This is a genomic window from Amycolatopsis sp. NPDC034160, from assembly GCF_055575355.1.
Window position 1 is genome coordinate 116,265 of the sequence record NZ_JBVISU010000011.1, and the last position, 15,074, is coordinate 131,338.

Here is a 15,074-nt window from a genome sequence, read left to right on the forward strand (position 1 = left end):
GTGTCATGAGGGGGTCTTTCAGGACAAAGAGCGTCCTGAAAGACCCCCTCATGACATCGGGCTGCGGGGAATTCACCGCGCGAGATCGAGGACGAGAGTGGCCACCGCCAGCGCAAGGAACCCGGCGGGGAAGGCGATGTTGTAAAAGACGCGGGCACGCACGTGAGTGATGACGGCGCCGACGTAGAACAACACGAGCCCGACAGCCGCCGCGGTGCCGAGGTAAGGCACGCCGAGCAGGCCGAGCAGCAATCCGCCCGCGCCCGCCGCCTTCAGCGAGGCGAGCGGCGGGATCCAGGACGGGGGCACGTCGACTTCGGCGGAGTTCTTGAGGACGAAGGGGACGCGTGCGAAGTCGGCGGCGGCGATTCCGGCGTTGACCACGATCGTCACGATGGCCACGGTGAGGTAGGCGGTGAACATGCCCTCTGGACGAGGCCCGGGCCCGGAGCGTGACAGAACCATGATCGACCCGCTCATGGCTGTTCCGCATGTTCGTCGGCGCACCCGGCCCTTCAGGACGCCTTGGCGCTCGAATGGATCAAAGTGCATCGGCTCGACACGATCGCCGAACTCGAATGTTTCGTGAAATGGGCGGAAAGGATCGGCGCCGGCGAGCGGGATCGGGGCGAGGCCGGTGTGTTCGCGGTCGCGGAATTGGAAGACTGCACCGCGATAACCGATGACCAGGCCGCCATTCGAGTGGCCAGGCGGTATGGCCTGGAGGTGCACGGAACGAGCTGGCTTCTGGCGCGGGCCTGCCGGGATGGGAAGCTGACCGAGGTTGCCGCTGGAAACCTCATCGACTTGGTCCGGGACACGGGCATGCGGCTTCCTTGCCCTGGTGCCGAGTTCGGTGAGTGGACCCGGCGCCAGGGACTGCTGTGAGGCGCGCTCAAGGGTGGCAGCGGTCAGGCGCGCCAGCGTTCGAGCACCGTGTCGATGGTCGAGCGGATGCGGTCACGGGCGGTCTGCCGTTCCACGCCCGCCATGAGGAGGTCGTCGTAGTCGGTGTCCAGGTGCCGGATCGAGGCGACGACGGCGAGGAACACCGCCCGCTCGGCCAGTTCGCGCCCGGCCGCGGACCGGCCGACCCGGCCACTGCCGCGCTGACCGGCGTGTTCGGCGATAGCGCGCGCCCGCTCCGGCGGGCAGCCGGGGAACATCTCGGTGATCGCGGTGAAGAACCGGGCGGTGAATTCGACGTCTTCCTGTGCGCGCCGCTCGCGATCACGCACGCGACGGCGTTCCCGGACGTCCTCGTCGGCGAAGCACTGTTCCTCGGCGCTGCGAAGCGCCCCTTCTTCGACCAGGATTCCTTGCCGCTCCTGGCGTTTCCGTGACCGGTTGAAGCGCGTGACCACGGCGGAGAGGCGGCTCGCCTTCTTGGCCCGGCGGGTCAGGGTCGCGTCACCGGAGGGCAGGAAGACCAGGTGGCCGAGGTCGGCGCAGTCGAGGCAATGCGGCACCTCTTTCTCCAGGTACAGCAGATCACCGGTACCGCCGCACTCGGCACAGGTCCATTCCTTGAGCGCGACCCAGACGAAGAGGTCGGGGGCTTTCTGTTGCCGCGCGACGACTTGCGCGCGTTTGGCGTCGGACAGTCCCGGCATGATCCAGTGCGTCCGGAACAGCGGTTCGAGGTCGGCCAGGTCACCCGAAGTCGCTCTCAGGGCGGCCCGGTCACGTGTCGCCGCGACGTGTTCGATCTCGGAACCTTCGAGGCCGTTCGCTTCGGCCCAGCGCTGAAGCGCTCCGAGGGCGAAGCTCAGCTTTTCCTTGTCCACCGGCAGCGCCGTCGACAGGTCGGGGATCCTGCTCTGCTGCCACGCCCTGATGATGTTGTCCGACAGCCAGCCGATCCCGGCCAGGACGTCGAGCGCGGTCACCGATTTTCGCGTGGACAACAGCTTCTCCGCCGTCTCCACGACACGCTGTTCCAGCTTCGCCGCACCCTGCATCGCCGGGAATTCTAGCGATCACGCGGTTTCGGCCCGCGCCCGGTAGGCCCGGATCTTGGCGCGGTTGCCGCAGCGCTCCATCAAGCACCAGCGGCGGTTGCCCGAGCGTGAGGTGTCGAAGAAGAGCAGATAGCAGTCGTTCGCGGAGCACTCGTGTACGCGGCCGGACCGATGGCCCGAGACGAGTTCGATGGCGTCGCGGGCGACGGAGCCGAGGAGTTGCTTGCCGGTGACGGGAGGCGCCCATCAACTGGGACGCCGTCGACGAAGCGGACGGCGGTCAACGCCACGGAAGGCCCGCTGCCGGATCGTGCCCTGCACGCCGACTTCTACCGGCTGGCCGCCTCGGAACCCGGCCGGGTCGCACTGGTGGGGAGCTTGACGTACGGCGAACTCGCGGAACGCTCTCTGCACATGGCGTCCGCACTGCACGCCCAGGGCGCGAAACCCGCGGCTATCGCGAACGCGAGAAGATCCGCCTCACCTGGCGGTCGAAGGACTGGGACCACGAGAGGACGGTCCAGATCAGGCTCCGTCCGGCCGGTGCGTGGTCGACGGCCTCGGCGGCTGATCAAGGCAACGCCCGCAGCGCCTGCTCCTTCAGCGCCTCGGTGATCCGTTCAGTGCTCAGGCCGAGTTCACCTGTCTGATAGAGGAAGACCTCCGGGGCGAGCGGTGCCAGCAGGATGTCGGCGAGCGCGTCCGGATCCTTCGCGCCCGCCTGCTCGGCGAGGAAGCGGACGTGGGTGCGCCACAGCCGGTACGCGCCGGTGGCGAACCGTGAATGCCCGACCTCGGTGCCGAGTACGAGATGCGCGTGCCGGTCGAGCAAACCGGTCATCGCCGCGTAGAACGCGGCCAGCCGTTCGGCGGGCGGCGAGCCGGGTCCCAGCGGGGGAGGGCCGGTGAGCAGCCGCTCCTGCAGCTCCCGCTCGTGTTCGTCCAGCAGGGCGACGGCGATCGCCGAGCGGTCGGGGTAGCGGCGGTACAGCGTGGCGCGGCCGACGCCGGCCGCCTTGGCGATGTCTTCCATGGTGACGTCCCCGGCCGGACGTGCGGCGAAGAGCTCTTCGGCGGCCTTCAGGATCTTCACGCGGTTCCGGGCGGCATCGGCTCGTTCCCGTCCCGGGCCGTTCGCGAGCAGATCTTCTGGCGGCATGTCTTGAGCCTAGGGAATATCCGGACGCGTCGTCCACTTGTACCCGGCGAAGCAAGTGGACGTCGTGTCCACTTCCTGGTCCGGGAGGCCCGATGTGCCACCTTCTCCACCTCGACTCCAGCGCCCGCCGTGCGTCGTTTTCCCGCGAGCTGAGCGCTCGCTTCGCCGAGGTCTGGCGCGCCGCGCACCCCGGCGCGGAGTACACCTACCGCGACGTGGCGGCCGAACCGGCGCCCCCGATCGGGCAGGCGTGGACCGAGATCTGCGACGCCGTCCTCGCCGCCGAAATCACCGATCCGGCTGACTACGCGTCGGTGGTGAAGACGGCCGGACAGCGTGCGGCCTGGGCGATCATCGAGCCGCTGCTGGCCGAACTGCTCGCCGCCGACGTCGTGCTGATCGGGGCGCCGATGTACAACTTCTCCATTCCCGCGACACTCAAGCTGTGGATCGACCAGGTCACGTTCCCGAAGATGTCCTTGGCGGGCAAGGCTTTCGTGGTCGCCGGGGCACGTGGCGGCACCTACCTGCCGGGGACGCCGCGCGAGCCGGTCGACCATCACGAGCGCTACCTGCGTGACTTCTTCGCCGGGCACTACGACGTCCACGATGTCACGTTCCTGCACGCGGAACTCACCAACGCGCTCGTCGACCCGAGGCTGAGCCCGCGCGATCCCGACAGGGCCGCGTCGCGGGACCTGGCGCTGCTGACGGCCGAAAAGCTGGCATCGGCCGGAAAGGAAGCCTGATGGGCTGGGGAATGCTGCTGTTGGCCGGAGTCGTCGAGGTCGCCTGGTCGCAGAGCATCAAGCCGACGGAGAACTTCACCCGTTTCTGGCCGACCGTGCTGTGTTTCGTGCTCGGCGTCGCCGCGGTCTACCTGCTGTCGAAGGCGATGGATTCGCTGCCGGTAGGCACCGCGTACGCCGTGTTCACCGGAATCGGCGCGGTGGGGGCGATCGTGTTCGGCGTCGTCGTCCACAAAGACCCGCTCGGCTTCGGGCGGTTCGCCGCGATGGGACTGATCGTCGGCGGTGTCGTGCTGGCGAGGGTGACCGCCTGATGCCGAGCGTGTCATGAGGGTCCCCATAGGACGAAAATCGTCCTATGGGGACCCTCATGACATCCGGCGGCGGGTGCTCAGGCGGCGAGTTTCTCCCACAGGAATTCGAGCACCAGCGCCCATTTGAACGCCAGCTGCTCGTTGTCGGCCGCCGCGCCGTGCCCGCCTTCGATGTTCTCGTGGTAGCGCACGTCGTGCCCCTGCTCCAGCATCCGCGCGACCATCTTGCGCGCGTGCGCGGGGTGCACCCGGTCGTCCCTGGTGGAGGTGACGAACAGGACCGGCGGATACGCGCGTCCACTGTGGACGTTCTGGTACGGCGAGTACTTCCCGAGGTAGTCCCATTCGGCGGGGTCGTCGGGGTCGCCGTACTCGGCCATCCAGGACGCGCCGGCGAGCAGCTTGTGGTACCGCTTCATGTCCAGCAGCGGTACCTGGCTCACGATCGCGCCGAACAGGTGCGGGTACCGCGTCAGCATGACCCCCATCAGCAGCCCGCCGTTGCTGCCGCCCTGGATGCCGAGGCGGCCCGGTTCGCTGATGCCGCGCTCGACGAGATCGGCGGCGACGGCCGAGAAGTCCTCGTAAACCTTGTAGCGCTTGGCTTTGGTGACCGAGGTGTGCCAGGAGGGCCCGTATTCGCCGCCGCCGCGGATGTTCGCGACGACGTAGGTCCCGCCGCGCGAGAGCCAGCCGCGGCCGATCACGCCGCTGTAGCCGGGGGTCAGTGAAACCTCGAAGCCGCCGTAGCCGGTCAGCAGCGTCGGCCCTCCTTCGGCGCCGGAAGGACGTACGACGAAGTAAGGGATCTTCGTGCCGTCCTCCGAGGTCGCGAAGTACTGCGAGACCGTCATGCCTTCGCTGTCGAAGAACGCGGGAGCGCGCTTGAGGACTTCGACGCCGCCACCGACGTGCCCGTAGCTCAGTGTCGACGGCTGGGTGTAGCCGCTGGAGTCGAGCAGGTACTCGTCGCTGACGTCGGGGTCGGTGCCGGTGATCTGCGCCGTGCCCAGTTCCGGGGCGCCCGCGAGCGGCTGGGAACTCCAGCCGTCCGACGGCGTGAGGACGCGCAGTTCCGTCCGGACGTCGGACAGCGTCGAGAGCAACAGGTGGTTGTGCGTCCACACCCAGTACTCCAGCGACGAGTGCGCGTCGGGCGTGAAGAGCGTCGTGAAGTCGCGCTCGCCCGCCATGAAGGCGTCGAACCCGGAGGCGAGCAAGGTCCCGGAGGGATAGGTGGTGCCGCCGACGGTCCAGTCCGAGCGAAGCCGGATCAGCAGCCATTCGCGGTGCGAGGACGTCTGCGCGTCTTCGGGAACCTCGATCCGTTCGAGGCCGCCGGGCGTCCGGAGATACCGTTCGGTGCGGTAGAAGTCGATCGACCGGTAGACGAAGTCGCGTTCGTATCCCTCGGTCGGGTCGTGGTGGGCGGACACCGAGACGTCGTCCGGCTTGCCCTCGAAGACCACTGTCGCCTCTTCGAGCGGGGTGCCGCGCCGCCATTCCTTCGCCAGCCTCGGATAGCCCGAGTTGGTCAGCGTCCCCGCGCCGAAATCGGTGCCGATGTAGACCCGGTCGCGGTCGATCCAGCCGATCCGGGTCTTGGCTTCGGGTACGAAGAAACCGTCTTCGACGAACCGGCGTTCGTCGAGGTCGAATTCGCGGACCACGGTCGCGTCGGCGCCGCCGCGCGACAGTTCGACCAGCGCGCGCCCATAACCCGGCCGGAGGACGGCCGCGCCCTGCCACACCCAGTTCTCGCCGTCGGCCTCGGCCAGCGCGTCGACGTCGAGCAGGAGTTCCCACTCCGGCGCGTCGAGCCGATACTGCTCGAGAGTGGTGCGGCGCCACAGGCCGCGGGGATTGGCCGAGTCCTGCCAGAAGTTGTAGAGATACTCGCCGCGGCGCCGGACGTAAGGGATCCGGTCGTCGGCGTCGAGGACCTCCCGGACCTCGTCACGGATACCGGCGAACCGCTCGCCGCCCGCCAGTTCCGCCAGGGCTTCGGCGTTGCGGGCTCGCACCCAGTCCAGCGCTTCTTCGCCGGTCACGTCTTCCAGCCACAGGTACGGGTCCTCGTCACTCATGCTGACAGTCTCGCCGGGCGCTCCGTCCCGGCGCCACCAGGTGTGGCATTCCGTATGCTGATGGCTCGCACGCTTGGGGGAGACCATGACCGGCACCGACGAGGTACCCAGACCGTTCGCGCCGTCTCCACCTCGCTCCGAAAGCCCCCGCAAAACCGGTTCCGCCGTGGTCGGGGTGCTCATCGTCGCCGTCCTGACCGCGGCCGGGATGGCGATGGCGAGCGGACCGCGGAAGATCGACGGCCAGGCCCTCCCGGCCGCCGACGCGCTCACCTCGGAAGTGGCCAAGGCACCGGCCGGGAAGGCGAAACCTCCGCCCAAGGAGGTACGGGAACTGGAGACGAACCCGCTGCTCGCCGAAGGTGTCGCGCTCGGCGCCGTCACCTGCCGCCTTCCGGCGATCAGCCGTGACGCCGCGAAGCTGGAGACGTACTACAAGACCTTCGCCTCCTGTCTCGCCGAAGCCTGGAAACCGGCTTTGGACCAGGCGAACGAGCCGACGCTGACGGCGACCGTCCAGGTGACCCTGCCCGAGACCAGCGCCTGCGGGAAGGCGCCGAGCGAGACCGAGGCCGTCGCCTATTACTGCGGCGGCGACACCACGATCTACGCGCCGACCGAATGGATGCTCGGCGACGCCGGCCTCGAACGGTCGCGTCACCTCGCGACGATGGCCCACGAGTACGGGCACCACGTCCAGCGGTCCAGCGGGATCCTGACGGCGGCCGCGGAGAAGATGTCCTCCCCGGACGAGGACACCCCGGCGGACAAGGAACTCGTCCGCCGCATCGAGCTGCAGGCGAACTGCTTCGGCGCGCTCGCCCTCGCGGCCGCCTCCGGACGCGGGTCGATCAGCACCTCACTGGCCAACGCGGCGCTCGCCGATTACGGCCGCACCGACGACAGCGACACCCACGGCAGCCGTCGCAACCAGCTGAAGTGGGCGAAGGCCGGGTTTTCCGCGAAGGCGACTTCGGCGTGCAACACCTGGGCGGCACCGGCGGCCGACGTCCAATGACCGATGACGTGATGGCCGAAATCCACACCGGCCTCCAGCTGCACATCTCCGGGGACCGGGCCGGTGCGCGCGCGAGGTTCGCCGCGCTGTGGGAGCGGATCGGCGAAGACGGCGACCCGCTGCACCGATGCGCGCTCGCGCATTACATGGCCGACGTCTGCGACGACCCCGCCGACGAACTCGCCTGGGATCTCCGCGCGCTCGCGGCCGCGGATTCGCTGACCGACGAACGCGCCCAGGAGTATCACGCGACCCTGGCCGTCCGCGGGTTCTATCCGTCCCTGCACCTGAATCTCGCCGAGGATTACCGCAAACTCGGTGATCACGAGGCCGCGAAGGCCCAGTGGGAACTGGGCCGCGGCACCCTGGGCGCGCTCGGCGACGACCCGTACGGCACCGGGATCATCGAGGCGTACGACGCGCTCGCGACCAGACTGGGTATCGAATCGGACTCCGCGGGCTTTCGCCCATGGCGGTCAGGCCATAACCTGGAGTGACTCAGGTCACCCATCCGGGAGGAGCGCGTATGCGGATTTCCGATCTGTTGCGGAACAAGGGGGCGGCCGTCGCGACCGTCTCGCCGGAGACGAACGTCACCGAACTGCTCGAGAGACTCGCGGAACACAATGTCGGGGCCCTGGTGGTCGTCGACGACGAAGGCGGGATCGTCGGGATCGTCTCCGAACGGGACGTGGTGCGACGGCTCAACGAACGCGGGCCCCAGCTGCTCGACGGATCGGTGGCCGCGATCATGACCAAGATGGTCGCCAGCTGCACCCCCGAAGACTCGGTGGACCAACTGTCGGTGCTGATGACCGAACGTCGGATCCGGCACGTGCCGGTCGTGGTCGACGGCAGGCTCGCGGGGATCGTGAGCATCGGCGACGTCGTGAAGACGCGGATGGAACAACTGGAGAAGAGCCAGGAACAGCTGGAGGCCTACATCTCCCAGGGCTGATCCGCTCTGACGAGTGCCATGAAAGGTCCTTTCCTTGCAAAATTTGCAAGGAAAGGACCTTTCATGGCGTCCCGGGGGCACCTACTCCCGCCACCCCGACAGCTCGACCCCCTTCGCGACGTCCACCCGGTACCCGAGCGTCACGACCGTCTTCGAGCCCGGGGCGAGCGTCAGCCGCCAGGTGAACTCGCCCAGCTCTGTCCGCTCCACAGGTTCCGGCACCGCGCGGACCTCCCGGACCGAGATCGCCTCGTCGCGGGAGACCGGCGCCTGATCCAGCACGGTCACGACGGCTTCGCGAGGGCTGTGGTTGGTGATCGTCGTGGTGTACGAAGCCTCGCGCTTACGCACGCCGGACAGCGTCGCCTTGCTCGCCGAACGGTGGGCGAGTTCGCGTTCGACCCGGATCCGGTCGTCCACGCCGAGGGCGAGTTCGAGTTCTTCACCCGGTGCCCAGACGTCGAGCCGCGTGGTGCCGACGAACTCCGTCTCATGGAACACCGACGCCTTCCCCGGCCGGAGTGTGTGCTGCGAAGTGTTGACCACGGTCGCCCGAAGGTAGGCCTCGGACGACAGCGCCGGAGCGGTGACATAGCCCAGTTTCGCGGTCAGATCCAGCTGCGCCAGCGTCGTGCGATGGCCCTGGGCGCCCGAGGGCACCGCCACCGGACGGCCGGGCCGGTACGTGACCGCGGTGGTGCCTTCTTCGACGGTCGCGGTCCGCATCGCCATCGGCGGCCCGGCGGGCGCGGCCATGCCCACCGACTCCGGAATCCCGCCACCCGCGGGCGACGCGCTGCCGTACGCGGCACGCGCCATCATCGGCTGGGGCGGGCGTACGCGGTCGAGGAACCACGGTTCGAGCTCCGGCACCTCCACCGTGCTCGCCGGGCGCGCGGTCGAGAGGGCCAGCTCGCATTCGGGCCAGTCCTCGCCGGTGTGCTGGGTGATCCGCCCGTACCAGGTCACCGTGACGTCCTCGCCGCGGACACGGACGTCGTAGCCCGGTTCCCAGCTCGCGTTCGCGACCACATAGGACAGTTCCAGCCCGATCTCCGCACCGTCCTCCGCGCTCTCCAGCTCGACCGTGACCGTCGCGCTGTCCACTTCGGACACGCCCTGCTTCGCCTCGATGTCCCGGTCCAGCGCCTTGAGATCGTCGCGGAGCCGGGCGAGCCGGATGCCCAGTTCGCGGCGTTTTCCGAGCGCACCGGCCAGTTGCGTGCCGAGCGCGTCGGTGACTTCGGCTACCCGGGGCGGTTCCGCCGTGCCCGCCGCGAGCGCCTTCGCGAAACTCTTGCCGCTGCGTGCCGCCACCCCGGTCAGCAGATCGACCTTCGCGGTCTCCGCGGCGACGGCGTCCGCGACCTCGTCGACCATGGCCTGGTCGGCGCGCCGCCGCTCGGTCAGCGCCCGCAGCGCGGCGTCCGCGGGTACGGGATGGCGCTCGACGGCGACGTCGACCCCGGCGATGACCGCCGGACCGGAACCGGTGACCCGGACCGAATCGGCGTCGAGATTCCACGGCAGGCCCGCGAACGCGAAGCGTGTTTCCCCGTCGAGGCGCGCCGACGCCCGTCTCGTGATCCGCGCGTGGTGCGGGTAGACGGTGACGGCGACGATCGGGGCTTCCACGGTGCTAGGCATGCCCCCGACGTTAGTCTCTTGACACCTGTTCGGGTGGCCGGAAGCCTCAGCTGAGTCCCGCCCGCCATGCCCGTTTTGGGGGTCACGTGAGAGTCGCCCGGCTCGCCGCCTTGTTCACCGCCGTCCTGGTCCTGCCGGCGACGGCCTTGCCGGCTCAGGCCGACACGCCACCGGCTCCTGTGTTCTCCGGCGGTCAGGCGCAACCGGTGTTCGACCCGGCCGACGTCATCCGCGAGAACGTCTGGGTCACCGCGCCGGTCGACAGCGACGGCGACGGCAAGGACGACCTCGTGCACGCGGAGGTGGTGCGGCCCCGCGCGACACAGCAGGGGATGAAGGTCCCGGTCGTCTACCAGGCCAGCCCGTACTACGCGGGCGGCAACGACGTCGCGAACCACAACGTCGACGTCGAGCTGTACGTGCCCGGCGCCCGACGCGCCCCCGCCGGCCCGCGGATCGCGACCAAGACCGTCGGCCCGAACGCGGTGCCGATCAGCTGGCGCTACCAGGACTACTTCACCGCCCGCGGGTTCGCCGTGGTGTACGGCGAATCGCTCGGCAGCGGCCAGTCCACCGGGTGCCCGAGCACCGGCGACGTCAACGAGACCATCGGCGCGAAGTCCATTGTGGACTGGCTGAACGGCCGCACGACGGCGCGTGACGCGGCGGGCAAGGCCGCGGTCGCGGACTGGAGCACCGGCAAGACCGGCATGATGGGCGTCTCCTACAACGGGACGCTGCCGAACGCGGTGGCCAGCACCGGCGTCGAAGGACTGGAGACGATCGTCCCGATCGCGGCGATCTCCAGCTGGTACGACTACTACCGCAACGACGGCGCCGTCGTCGCGGCGGGCGGATTCCAAGGCGAGGACGCGGACGTGCTCGCCGAGTACGTCCACACGCGACAGGACCGCTCCGTCTGCCGCCCGCTCATCGACCGCATCGCCGTCGACCAGGACCGGGTGACCGGCGACTACAGCCGCTTCTGGGACGTGCGGAACTACCGCAACGACGTGAACAAGGTGCGCGCTTCGGTGCTCGTGGTGCACGGCCTCGGCGACTGGAACGTCAAGACCGACCAGGGCACGCGGTGGTACGAAATGCTCAAGGCACGCGGTGTCGAGCACAAGATCTGGCTGCACCAGTCCGGGCACGCCGACCCGTACAGCCTCCGCCGCGACGTCTGGCTCGCCACGCTGAACAAGTGGATGTCGCACTACCTCTACGACGTCGACAACGGCATCGAGCGCGAGCCGAAGGCCACCATCCAGCGCGAGGACAAGTCGTGGGTGGACGAGCCGGAGTGGCCGCTGCCCGGCACCCAGGACGTGAAGCTGTACCCGTGGCCCGGTGGTTCCTCGAAGGGCACGCTCGACACGCGTAACCCCGTTCCGGGCAAGCCCGCCGTCGAAAAGCTGGCCGACGACGCGAGCAAGACCATCGAACAGCTCGCGAACGCGACGTCGTCGGGCAACCGGCTGCTGTACTCGACCTCGGCGGCGAAGCAGCCGGTACGCCTCTCCGGTACCGCGAAGGCCGGTTTGTCGGTGTCCTTCGACAAGCCCGCCGCGAACGTGACGGCGGTGCTCGTCGACCGTGCCCCGGACGGCACGGCCAAGGTGATCAGCCGTGGCTGGACCGACCCGCAGAACCGCCGCGACCCCGCCCGCACCGAGCCGATCACCCCCGGCGAGAGCTACCGCGTCGAGGTCGAACTGGTCGCGAAGGACTACCTGCTCGCGGCCGGGCACAAGATCGAGTTCCTGCTGGCCTCCAGCGACCACGACTACACGCTCCGGCCGAAGCCCGGGGCGGGGATCGCGCTCGAACTGAACCGGACCACCGTGGTGCTGCCGGTGGCGGGCGGAAAGCCCGCGTTGCGCGCCGCCTTCGGCTGAGCCCGGTGCCCTTGCTCGCGGTGCAGTACATGAAGGCCCCCTTCCTTGCGCCTGGCGCAAGGAAGGGGGCCTTCATGTACTGGGACTCCGGACCACACCGGAAGCCTCGGAGCAGAAGGCCGAAAACCTCCACCCTGCTCCGCGCTTGTATGGAAAATGTATTTCCTCCGGCTTTGCTTCGAAGCGTCCGGCTTTCCCAGCTGATGGAGGTCTCCATGTCCAGGTTGCGCCGCCTCGCAGTGCTCGCCGCGGCCACCGTTCTCCCCGCGCTCGGCCTGACCTTGGCCGGGACGTCGCAGGCGTCGGCCGCCCCCAACTTCCAGGTCCCGTTCAAATGCGGTGTGACCGTCACGGCCGCGACCTTCAGCGGGCACAGCCCGGCGAACTCGGTCGACTTCCAGAAGTCGGGGATCACCGGGATGCCGGTGCTGGCCTCGGCGGGCGGCACCGTCAGCCGGGTCGCCAACGAAGGCAGCACGAGCTACGGCCGCTGGGTCGAGGTCGATCACGGTGGTGGCTGGACCACCCGCTATGCCCACCTGTCGACTCAGTCGGTCTCGGTCGGCCAGGCCGTCAGCCTCGGCAAGCAGCTCGGCACGGCGGGGTCCACCGGCGGGGTGACCGGTCCTCACCTGCACTTCGAAGAGCGGCTGAACGGTGTGGCGCAGAAGGCGAAGCTGAACGGCGTCGCGGTGCCGTACTACGGCCACACCGACTTCACCAGCAAGAACTCGTGCGGCGGCAACCCGTACGAGGCCACGGAGGTGTGTGGCAGCGGCTTCTCGGTGGTCGACTCGCAGGGGCTCGCGAACAACTCGGGCACGGCGTACCTGCTCTACAACGCCTCGACCAAGGCCAACTGCGTGACCACGCTGAAGGCGGTTTCGCTCGGCACCGCTTCGCCGGTGTCGGCGTTCCTCGAAGTCCAGGGTGCGGCCCGCGTGACCGACTCCGGCAGCTTCACCTACTACGCCGGACCGGTGACGAAGACGGCCGCCTCGACCTGCGTGAAGTGGGGCGGCTCGGTCGGCTCGAATGCCTACGAAAGCCCGTTCGAACACTGCGGCTGATCCCGCGGGGCCGGGCAATATAGACCACCCCACCGACAGGATCGGCGTCCCGGCGCCCGGTCCCGGGGGCGGTTGTCCACAACGCTCCCGGTTGTCCACAGATCTGCCATGCCCCCACCCGGCGGCCCCATTCCCGCCGCAGGGTGGGGGCATGACCACAACCACCCCGACCGGCAGGACCAAGGTCGATCTGAAGGATCCGGCGGACCTGCTCGCCGCGATCCCGTACATCCTCGGCTTCCATCCCGAGGACTCCGTCGTCGTCTTCGGGCAGCGAGGGCCGGACCGCAAGCGGCAGGGCCTCACGCTGCGCGTGGACCTCCCGCCGCCCGGCCTGGAGAAAGACCAGGCGTTCGATCTCGCGGCCCGGCTCTCCGCGACCGCGCACACCGGCGCCACCGTGGCCGTCATCGGCGGTGGCACCCTGAATCCGGCCGGGCGGCCACCGCGCCGCCGCTTCGTCCGGCGCCTGGAATCCTCGCTCGCCGAGTTCGGCATCCCTTTGCTGCATCCGCTGTGGGTACCGCGGATCGCCGCGGGCGTGCCGTGGGGCTGCTACCGCGATACGACCTGCGGCGGCGTCCTGCCCGACCCTCGCGAGTCGGTGATCGCCGCGATCGTCACCAGCGACGGCCACATCACCCGCGAGAGCAGGGAGGAGCTGGAGCACCTATTCGACGCCGGCCCGCCGGAAACCCTCGCCCGGCGTGCCGACCTCTTGAACAGGCTGGCCGACCCGCCGTGGACGGACGAGCCCGTCGTCGAGGCGGGGCTCGCCGAGGTGAACGCCGCGCTCGCCCGCGTCGCGCGTGGCGACGGGACGATCACCGACGATCAGGCCGTCCGGCTGGCCTGGGCGCTTTCGCTCGTCGAGGTCCGGAGCGCCTGCCTGCTCACCGCCGCTCCTGCGGATTCGCCACTGGCGAGGGCCGCGGAAGATCTCTGGCTCCGCCTCGCCAGGGAGTTACCCGAACCGGAATCCGCCGAGGCGCTGTGCCTGAAGGCGCACGCCGCCTACGCCCGCGGCGACCTGACCGTCGCCGGGATGGCGCTGGCCAGGGCCTGCGAAGTCGATCCGGAACACGGACTGGCCAGGCTGCTGACAGTCGCTCTGGACTCGATGCTGGCTCCGTCGGAAGTGGCCGGGATCGTCCTGCGGCAGCAGGAGGAAGGGCCGCGGTACGTGCTCAGCCTCGAGCCGTCCGGCGGGACCGCGTGAACTCCCAGGCGTCGGCCACGATGCCGTCGAGGTCGGTGCGCTCGGGCTTCCAGCCGAGTTCGTCGCCCGCCCGCGCGCTGGAGGCCACCAGCACCGACGGGTCGCCCGCCCGGCGCGGCGCGACCGCGGCGGGGATCTCGTGACCGGTGACCCGGCGGCACGCCTCGATCACTTCGAGCACGGAGAAACCGGTACCGCTGCCGAGGTTGTAGATGCGGTGCTCGCCGTCGACCACGTGGCGCAGGGCCAGCAGATGCGCGTCGGCGAGATCGACAACGTGGATGTAGTCGCGGATGGCGGTGCCGTCCGCGGTGGGGTAGTCGTCACCGAAGATCTGGATCCGCTCGCGGTCCCCGGTGGCGACCTGGAGTACGAGGGGGATCAAATGGGTTTCAGTGGCGTGCCGCTCGCCGAAGGAGCCGTAGGCGCCGGCGACGTTGAAGTAGCGCAGGCTCGCCGCGGCGATGCCGTGGGCGCGCGAAAACGACGTGATCGCGTGGTCGATGGCCAGCTTCGTCGCGCCGTAGGTGTTCGTCGGCTGGGTCGGCGCCGACTCGGGAATGGGGGAGGACTCGGGCTCGCCGTAAGTGGCCGCGGTGGAGGAGAACACCAGCCGCTTCGTGCCGTGGTCGCGCATGGCCTCGAGCAGGCGAAGCGAGGTCAGGACGTTGCCCTCCCAGTACTTCGCCGGATCCGCCATCGATTCGCCGACCAGGGACTTGGCGGCGAAGTGGAGGACACCGTCGAAGCCGTCACCGAGGACGCGCCGCGCGACCTCGGCGGCGTCACCCTCGACGAAGGTGGCGTCCGGGTGCACCGCGTCGGCGTGCCCGGTGGAGAGGTCGTCGACCACGGTGACGTCGTGCCCGGCCTCGATGAGGCGGGCCGCGCAGACGCTGCCCACATAACCGGCTCCGCCCGTCACCATCAGCTTCAGGGTCTTGGTCGGTTCGTCGGTCACGTTCGCGCCTTTCTGCTGCGGATGCGGTCGCTC

Annotated in this window: 15 protein-coding genes and 1 pseudogene; 9 read left to right on the forward strand and 7 right to left on the reverse strand. The window is 69.3% G+C overall.

The genetic code is table 11. The features are described 5' to 3' along the window. Nucleotides 1-72 precede the first annotated feature (72 nt). A complete protein-coding gene (locus ACZ54P_RS22395; protein ID WP_465463645.1) occupies nucleotides 73-423 on the reverse strand; it encodes a DoxX family protein in 351 nt (116 codons plus the stop codon). Nucleotides 424-519: 96 nt separating this feature from the next. Between ACZ54P_RS22395 and ACZ54P_RS22400 the strand changes: the two are divergent. Beyond that, a pseudogene (locus tag ACZ54P_RS22400) lies at nucleotides 520-888 on the forward strand (PIN domain-containing protein); the annotation flags it as partial. Nucleotides 889-911: 23 nt separating this feature from the next. Here the strand turns inward: ACZ54P_RS22400 and ACZ54P_RS22405 are convergent. The 3 genes from ACZ54P_RS22405 to ACZ54P_RS22415 all read right to left on the reverse strand — a co-directional run bounded on the left by ACZ54P_RS22405 (nucleotide 912) and on the right by ACZ54P_RS22415 (nucleotide 3,120). Then, nucleotides 912-1,961 carry a DUF2293 domain-containing protein gene (locus ACZ54P_RS22405; RefSeq protein WP_465463497.1) on the reverse strand — a complete coding sequence of 350 codons (1,050 nt, stop codon included), beginning with the start codon at nucleotides 1,959-1,961 and terminating at the stop codon, nucleotides 912-914. An 18-nt stretch (nucleotides 1,962-1,979) separates the two neighbouring features. Further along, on the reverse strand, nucleotides 1,980-2,153 hold the full coding sequence (locus ACZ54P_RS22410) for a CGNR zinc finger domain-containing protein (RefSeq protein ID WP_465463646.1): 174 nt from the start codon (nucleotides 2,151-2,153) through the stop codon (nucleotides 1,980-1,982). A 379-nt stretch (nucleotides 2,154-2,532) separates the two neighbouring features. Continuing rightward, nucleotides 2,533-3,120 carry a TetR/AcrR family transcriptional regulator gene (locus ACZ54P_RS22415; RefSeq protein ID WP_465463498.1) on the reverse strand — a complete coding sequence of 196 codons (588 nt, stop codon included), beginning with the start codon at nucleotides 3,118-3,120 and terminating at the stop codon, nucleotides 2,533-2,535. A gap of 92 nt (nucleotides 3,121-3,212) precedes the next feature. Between ACZ54P_RS22415 and ACZ54P_RS22420 the strand changes: the two genes are divergently transcribed. Next, nucleotides 3,213-3,869, forward strand: a complete 657-nt coding sequence (locus ACZ54P_RS22420) for an FMN-dependent NADH-azoreductase (protein WP_465463499.1) — start codon at nucleotides 3,213-3,215, stop codon at nucleotides 3,867-3,869. After that, on the forward strand, nucleotides 3,869-4,183 hold the full coding sequence (locus tag ACZ54P_RS22425; RefSeq protein WP_465463500.1) for a DMT family transporter: 315 nt from the start codon (nucleotides 3,869-3,871) through the stop codon (nucleotides 4,181-4,183). The genes ACZ54P_RS22420 and ACZ54P_RS22425 overlap by 1 nt, the downstream gene beginning before the upstream one ends. A gap of 77 nt (nucleotides 4,184-4,260) precedes the next feature. On the opposite strand, the gene ACZ54P_RS22430 is transcribed toward ACZ54P_RS22425, so the two are convergent. Next, entirely contained in the window at nucleotides 4,261-6,270 is a 2,010-nt protein-coding gene (locus tag ACZ54P_RS22430; RefSeq protein ID WP_465463501.1) for a prolyl oligopeptidase family serine peptidase, read from the reverse strand. 85 nt (nucleotides 6,271-6,355) lie between these two features. Here ACZ54P_RS22430 and ACZ54P_RS22435 point away from each other — a divergent pair, with 85 nt between their 5' ends. From ACZ54P_RS22435 to ACZ54P_RS22445, 3 genes are read left to right on the forward strand one after another with little or no spacing between them, the layout of a single operon-like run. After that, nucleotides 6,356-7,288: a neutral zinc metallopeptidase gene (locus ACZ54P_RS22435; RefSeq protein WP_465463502.1), complete on the forward strand. Its 933-nt coding sequence runs from the start codon at nucleotides 6,356-6,358 to the stop codon at nucleotides 7,286-7,288. Next, on the forward strand, nucleotides 7,285-7,785 hold the full coding sequence (locus ACZ54P_RS22440) for a hypothetical protein (RefSeq protein WP_465463503.1): 501 nt from the start codon (nucleotides 7,285-7,287) through the stop codon (nucleotides 7,783-7,785). Before ACZ54P_RS22435 ends, ACZ54P_RS22440 begins: the two co-directional genes overlap by 4 nt. 29 nt (nucleotides 7,786-7,814) lie before the next feature. Next, nucleotides 7,815-8,246 carry a CBS domain-containing protein gene (locus ACZ54P_RS22445; RefSeq protein ID WP_465463504.1) on the forward strand — a complete coding sequence of 144 codons (432 nt, stop codon included), beginning with the start codon at nucleotides 7,815-7,817 and terminating at the stop codon, nucleotides 8,244-8,246. Nucleotides 8,247-8,327: 81 nt separating this feature from the next. Here ACZ54P_RS22445 and ACZ54P_RS22450 read toward each other — a convergent pair whose 3' ends face one another. After that, entirely contained in the window at nucleotides 8,328-9,893 is a 1,566-nt protein-coding gene (locus ACZ54P_RS22450; RefSeq protein WP_465463505.1) for a DUF4139 domain-containing protein, read from the reverse strand. Nucleotides 9,894-9,979: 86 nt separating this feature from the next. On the opposite strand from ACZ54P_RS22450, the gene ACZ54P_RS22455 reads away from it, so the two are divergent. The 3 genes from ACZ54P_RS22455 to ACZ54P_RS22465 all read left to right on the forward strand — a co-directional run bounded on the left by ACZ54P_RS22455 (nucleotide 9,980) and on the right by ACZ54P_RS22465 (nucleotide 14,080). Beyond that, the gene (locus ACZ54P_RS22455) at nucleotides 9,980-11,791 is read left to right on the forward strand and encodes a Xaa-Pro dipeptidyl-peptidase (RefSeq protein ID WP_465463506.1); all 1,812 of its coding nucleotides are present in this window, start codon (nucleotides 9,980-9,982) and stop codon (nucleotides 11,789-11,791) included. A 215-nt stretch (nucleotides 11,792-12,006) separates the two neighbouring features. Then, entirely contained in the window at nucleotides 12,007-12,861 is an 855-nt protein-coding gene (locus ACZ54P_RS22460) for a M23 family metallopeptidase (protein ID WP_465463507.1), read from the forward strand. A gap of 151 nt (nucleotides 12,862-13,012) precedes the next feature. After that, nucleotides 13,013-14,080 carry a DUF4192 domain-containing protein gene (locus ACZ54P_RS22465; protein WP_465463508.1) on the forward strand — a complete coding sequence of 356 codons (1,068 nt, stop codon included), beginning with the start codon at nucleotides 13,013-13,015 and terminating at the stop codon, nucleotides 14,078-14,080. Here the strand turns inward: ACZ54P_RS22465 and galE are convergent. Continuing rightward, nucleotides 14,049-15,008: a UDP-glucose 4-epimerase GalE gene (gene galE, locus ACZ54P_RS22470; RefSeq protein ID WP_465463647.1), complete on the reverse strand. Its 960-nt coding sequence runs from the start codon at nucleotides 15,006-15,008 to the stop codon at nucleotides 14,049-14,051. The genes ACZ54P_RS22465 and galE overlap by 32 nt on opposite strands. Nucleotides 15,009-15,074: the final 66 nt, after the last annotated feature.

Coding starts and splice junctions, on each gene's coding strand:
- ACZ54P_RS22415 (WP_465463498.1), bottom strand. CDS start 3,120: ATGCCGCCAGAAGATCTGCTCGCGAACGGCCCGGGACGGGAACGAGCC.
- ACZ54P_RS22450 (WP_465463505.1), bottom strand. CDS start 9,893: ATGCCTAGCACCGTGGAAGCCCCGATCGTCGCCGTCACCGTCTACCCG.
- ACZ54P_RS22445 (WP_465463504.1), top strand. CDS start 7,815: ATGCGGATTTCCGATCTGTTGCGGAACAAGGGGGCGGCCGTCGCGACC.
- ACZ54P_RS22395 (WP_465463645.1), bottom strand. CDS start 423: ATGTTCACCGCCTACCTCACCGTGGCCATCGTGACGATCGTGGTCAAC.
- ACZ54P_RS22430 (WP_465463501.1), bottom strand. CDS start 6,270: ATGAGTGACGAGGACCCGTACCTGTGGCTGGAAGACGTGACCGGCGAA.
- galE (WP_465463647.1), bottom strand. CDS start 15,008: ATGGTGACGGGCGGAGCCGGTTATGTGGGCAGCGTCTGCGCGGCCCGC.
- ACZ54P_RS22420 (WP_465463499.1), top strand. CDS start 3,213: ATGTGCCACCTTCTCCACCTCGACTCCAGCGCCCGCCGTGCGTCGTTT.
- ACZ54P_RS22405 (WP_465463497.1), bottom strand. CDS start 1,961: ATGCAGGGTGCGGCGAAGCTGGAACAGCGTGTCGTGGAGACGGCGGAG.
- ACZ54P_RS22425 (WP_465463500.1), top strand. CDS start 3,869: ATGGGCTGGGGAATGCTGCTGTTGGCCGGAGTCGTCGAGGTCGCCTGG.
- ACZ54P_RS22435 (WP_465463502.1), top strand. CDS start 6,356: ATGACCGGCACCGACGAGGTACCCAGACCGTTCGCGCCGTCTCCACCT.
- ACZ54P_RS22440 (WP_465463503.1), top strand. CDS start 7,285: ATGACCGATGACGTGATGGCCGAAATCCACACCGGCCTCCAGCTGCAC.
- ACZ54P_RS22465 (WP_465463508.1), top strand. CDS start 13,013: ATGACCACAACCACCCCGACCGGCAGGACCAAGGTCGATCTGAAGGAT.
- ACZ54P_RS22460 (WP_465463507.1), top strand. CDS start 12,007: ATGTCCAGGTTGCGCCGCCTCGCAGTGCTCGCCGCGGCCACCGTTCTC.